The organism is Nocardiopsis lucentensis DSM 44048 (assembly GCF_000341125.1).
In the GTDB taxonomy this organism is placed as follows: domain Bacteria; phylum Actinomycetota; class Actinomycetes; order Streptosporangiales; family Streptosporangiaceae; genus Nocardiopsis; species Nocardiopsis lucentensis.
Genome location: NZ_ANBC01000625.1, coordinates 1 through 3,703, shown reverse-complemented (window position 1 = coordinate 3,703; position 3,703 = coordinate 1). Strand labels below are relative to the sequence as shown.

The following is a 3,703-nucleotide window of genomic DNA, read 5'->3' as shown; positions in this document are numbered from 1 at the left end:
CCCCCGCGCCCGCCGCTCCCTCCGGACGGCGACGGGGCCGCTCGCCCTCGGGGCGGCGGCGCGGACGGTCCCCGTCCTCCGGGGGCCTGCGCCGGGGCCGCTCGCCGCCCTCCGGCGGGCGTCGGCGCTGGGCGTCGGGGCGCCTGCGGGGGTCGCCCCCCGCGCGCGCCGCGTCGGGCTGGGGCCGGGGCCGCCGGGGCCGCTCGGCGGGGGCGTCTCCGAAGAAGCCGCCCTCGTCGTCGGGCCGCCGACGTCCGCCCGCGCGCCCTCCCGGGGGAGGGCCGTCCGCCCTGCGCCGTCCACCGCCTCGTGGACCGTCGCCCGGGCCCTCGGCCCTGCGACGGCCGCCATCGGCATTCCGTCGTCGTTCGGTACTCACGTGGTCCTCGATTGCCTCTCACGGCCGGTCGGCCTGACGATTCCTGGGTGGAACGGGGGGCGGTCCCCCTGGGGGATCAGTGGTCCGCGACCTGTCCGCGGTGACCGGCGCGGTCGGCTCGTGTCAGCCGGATCCGCGAATGCGCCCGCCGTCGAAGGCTTGTCGGAAGGACGCCTGAACGCGCACGCGGGTTTTCAACAGGTCGCGAAGACGTTGGCCGCTGCTTCCTCCTGATCGTTGGCCTGCGTGGGCTGAACCCCGTGCCGGTGCCCTACTCCGGCGGGACGCCGCCGCGGCGGGGACGGCGTCCGGGGTGCTACTGGCCGCGCACGCAAATCACAGGTCACGTTAGAGCGATGGAACGGTATAGCACAACCCACGCGTGAGGGTAACGCGCTCGACGGAACGGACGGGAACGCCGGGGGCCGACTCCACCGAACGACCGGTTCGGGAGCGGGGGCGCGCGGACGCGCCGGCCGCGTGTGAGATTGCGCGCGGACCGCCGCCCGGACACCGGCGTGATCAGGAGGGCGACGGCACGCGCCCCCGCGTGTCACCTGGATGACATGCGGTTCCGCCGACGGGCGAGGATAGAGTCATTGCTGAACAAACCAGCCAGATATGCATGTTCTCCCCGGGCCCGCGTGCCGTGCACGGGAACAGAACCGCCACGTGCGCTGCTGACCACATACGGATAACGGACGCGGGACGACGGTCCCCGGCCACGGTCGGGGCGGTTCCGCCGTCGTGCGCTGTGGAATCCATGTTCGCGGAGAAGAAGGAGCAAGGACCAATGGGTTCGGTACGTGTAGCCGTCGTGGGCGTCGGCAACTGTGCGGCGTCGCTCGTCCAAGGCGTGCACTACTACAAGGACGCCAACCCGGAGTCCCGGGTGCCCGGCCTGATGCACGTCCAGTTCGGCCCGTACCACGTCCGCGACATCGAGTTCGTCGCGGCCTTCGACGTGGACGCCAAGAAGGTCGGTCACGACCTGGCCGACGCCATCGTGGCCAGCGAGAACAACACGATCAAGATCTGCGACGTCCCGCCGACCGGCGTGACCGTCATGCGCGGCCCGACCTACGACGGGCTCGGCAAGTACTACCGCGAGATGGTCCAGGAGTCCCCCGAGGACGCCGTGGACGTGGTCGCGGCGCTCAAGGCCAGCAAGGCCGACGTGCTGGTGTCCTACCTCCCGGTGGGCTCGGAGGAGGCCGACAAGTTCTACGCCCAGTGCGCGATCGACGCGGGCGTGGCCTTCGTCAACGCCCTGCCGGTGTTCATCGCCTCCGACCCCGAGTGGGCGGAGAAGTTCACCGAGGCGGGCGTTCCGATCATCGGCGACGACATCAAGTCGCAGATCGGCGCGACCATCACCCACCGCGTGCTGTCCAAGCTGTTCGAGGACCGCGGCGTCATCGTCGACCGGACCTACCAGCTCAACTTCGGCGGCAACATGGACTTCAAGAACATGTTGGAGCGCGAGCGCCTGGAGTCGAAGAAGGTCTCCAAGACCCAGTCCGTCACCTCCCAGATCCCGCACGAGCTCAACGCCGGCGCCGTGCACATCGGCCCGTCGGACCACGTGCCGTGGCTGGACGACCGCAAGTGGGCCTACATCCGTCTGGAGGGCCGCGCGTTCGGCGACGTCCCGCTGAACCTGGAGTACAAGCTGGAGGTCTGGGACTCCCCGAACTCCGCGGGCATCATCATCGACGCGGTCCGCGCCGCGAAGATCGCCAAGGACCGCGGGATCGGCGGCCCCATCCTGGAGCCGTCCTCCTACTTCATGAAGTCCCCGCCCGTGCAGTACAGCGACAGCGAGGCGCACGACGCGGTCGAGCGCTTCATCACGGGTGACGACGAGGGCTGACCCGTGTGTGCCCGGGGTCCCAGGGCCCCGGGCCGGCGGTGCTCGTCGTGGGCCCGCCGCCTCTCTCCGGCCCGTGTCCGGGCGCCCGAACGGCGACCCCCTGGGGTCACCGCCCCCGGACACAGAACCTACTCTGAACGCGTGTCCTTCTTCGGCGATCTACGCGTGGTCCTGCGGGGACCGAGGTTCCGTCGGCTGTTCGGCACCCGTCTGGTCTCGCAGTTCTCCGACGGGGTCTACCAGGCCGGGCTGGCGGGGTTCGTCTTCTTCACCCCCGAGCAGCACACGAGCGCGGGCGCCGTCGCGGCCGCCTTCGCGGTCCTGCTCCTCCCCTTCTCCGTGGTCGCCCCGTTCGCGGGCGTCCTCATCGACCGGTGGCCGCGCCGTCAGGTCCTGCTCCTGTCCTCCCTGGCCAAGGCGGCCCTCGCCGCGCTGACGGCCGTGCTGGTGTCGGACGGCGAGGGGCCCGCGTTCTTCGTCGCCGCGCTCCTGGTGCTGAGCGTCAACCGCTTCTTCCTGTCCGGGCTCTCCGCCGGTCTGCCGTACGTGGTGCCCCGGGACAAGCTGATGATGGCCAACGCGGTCACCCCGACGAGCGGGACCGTCGCGAGCTTCCTGGGCGCGGGGACGGGCGCCGCGATCGGCCTGGTCGGCGGTGAGGCGGCGTTGGGCACCGGGCTGATCCTGTTCGCCGCCGCGCTGGGCTTCGTCGGCGCGGCCGGGGTGTCGCTCACCCTCGAGTACCGGGAGCTGGGCCCCCACCTGGAGCGCGAACCGGAGGCCGTGCGGGCGGCCGTCGCCAACGTGGTGCGCGGGATGGTCGACGGGCTCCGGCACGTGTGGCACCGCCCCGCGCCCAGGGACGGCCTGTTGACGATCGGCGGCCACCGGGTCCTGTTCGGTGTCGCCACGCTGATCACGCTGCTGCTGTACAACAACACGTTCACCGCGGGCGGTGTCGCGGGGCTCGCGGGCTTCTCCGTGGCGATGGGGCTGTCGGCGGTGGGGTTCTTCCTGGGGGCGGTGGCCACCCCGTGGGCGACCGCGCGGATGAGCCCGAGCGCGTGGATCGCGCTGCTGCTGGCGGTCGCGGCCGTGGCCTTGGTGACCTTCGGCCTCCCGTTCTCCCCCGCCCTGTTCCCCGTGGCGGCGTTCGTCCTGGGGCTGGTCTCCCAGGGGGTGAAGGTCACGGTCGACACGTTGGTTCAGCGACATGTCGACGACGCGTACCGGGGCCGGGTATTCTCCGTCTACGACGTGCTGTTCAACGCGACGTTCGTCCTGGGCGCCGCGCTCACCGCCGGGCTGGTGCCGCCGTCGGGGGTGAGCGTCCCCGTGGTGTCCGGCGTCGCCGCCGTGTATCTGGCGATGGCCGCCGCCTGGGCGGCCCGGGCGCGGTGGACCGCCGCGCCCGAGGAGGACGAGGCGTCGAGGCGGGCCGCCTGAGGGAG

At 72.0% G+C, this 3,703-nt stretch carries 2 protein-coding genes and 1 pseudogene; 2 read left to right on the top strand and 1 reads right to left on the bottom strand.

Going from position 1 to position 3,703, the window contains the following annotated elements:
• Nucleotides 1-379, bottom strand: a pseudogene (locus tag D471_RS41360) (hypothetical protein); the annotation flags it as partial.
• Between the two features lie 793 nt (nucleotides 380-1,172).
• Between D471_RS41360 and D471_RS0122450 the strand changes: the two are divergent.
• Together D471_RS0122450 and D471_RS0122445 are read left to right on the top strand one after the other, a co-directional pair.
• Nucleotides 1,173-2,252 (top strand): inositol-3-phosphate synthase, encoded by a 1,080-nt coding sequence (locus D471_RS0122450; protein ID WP_017600705.1) that lies wholly within the window; start codon nucleotides 1,173-1,175, stop codon nucleotides 2,250-2,252.
• 141 nt (nucleotides 2,253-2,393) lie between these two features.
• On the top strand, nucleotides 2,394-3,698 hold the full coding sequence (locus D471_RS0122445; RefSeq protein ID WP_017600704.1) for an MFS transporter: 1,305 nt from the start codon (nucleotides 2,394-2,396) through the stop codon (nucleotides 3,696-3,698).
• Nucleotides 3,699-3,703: the final 5 nt, after the last annotated feature.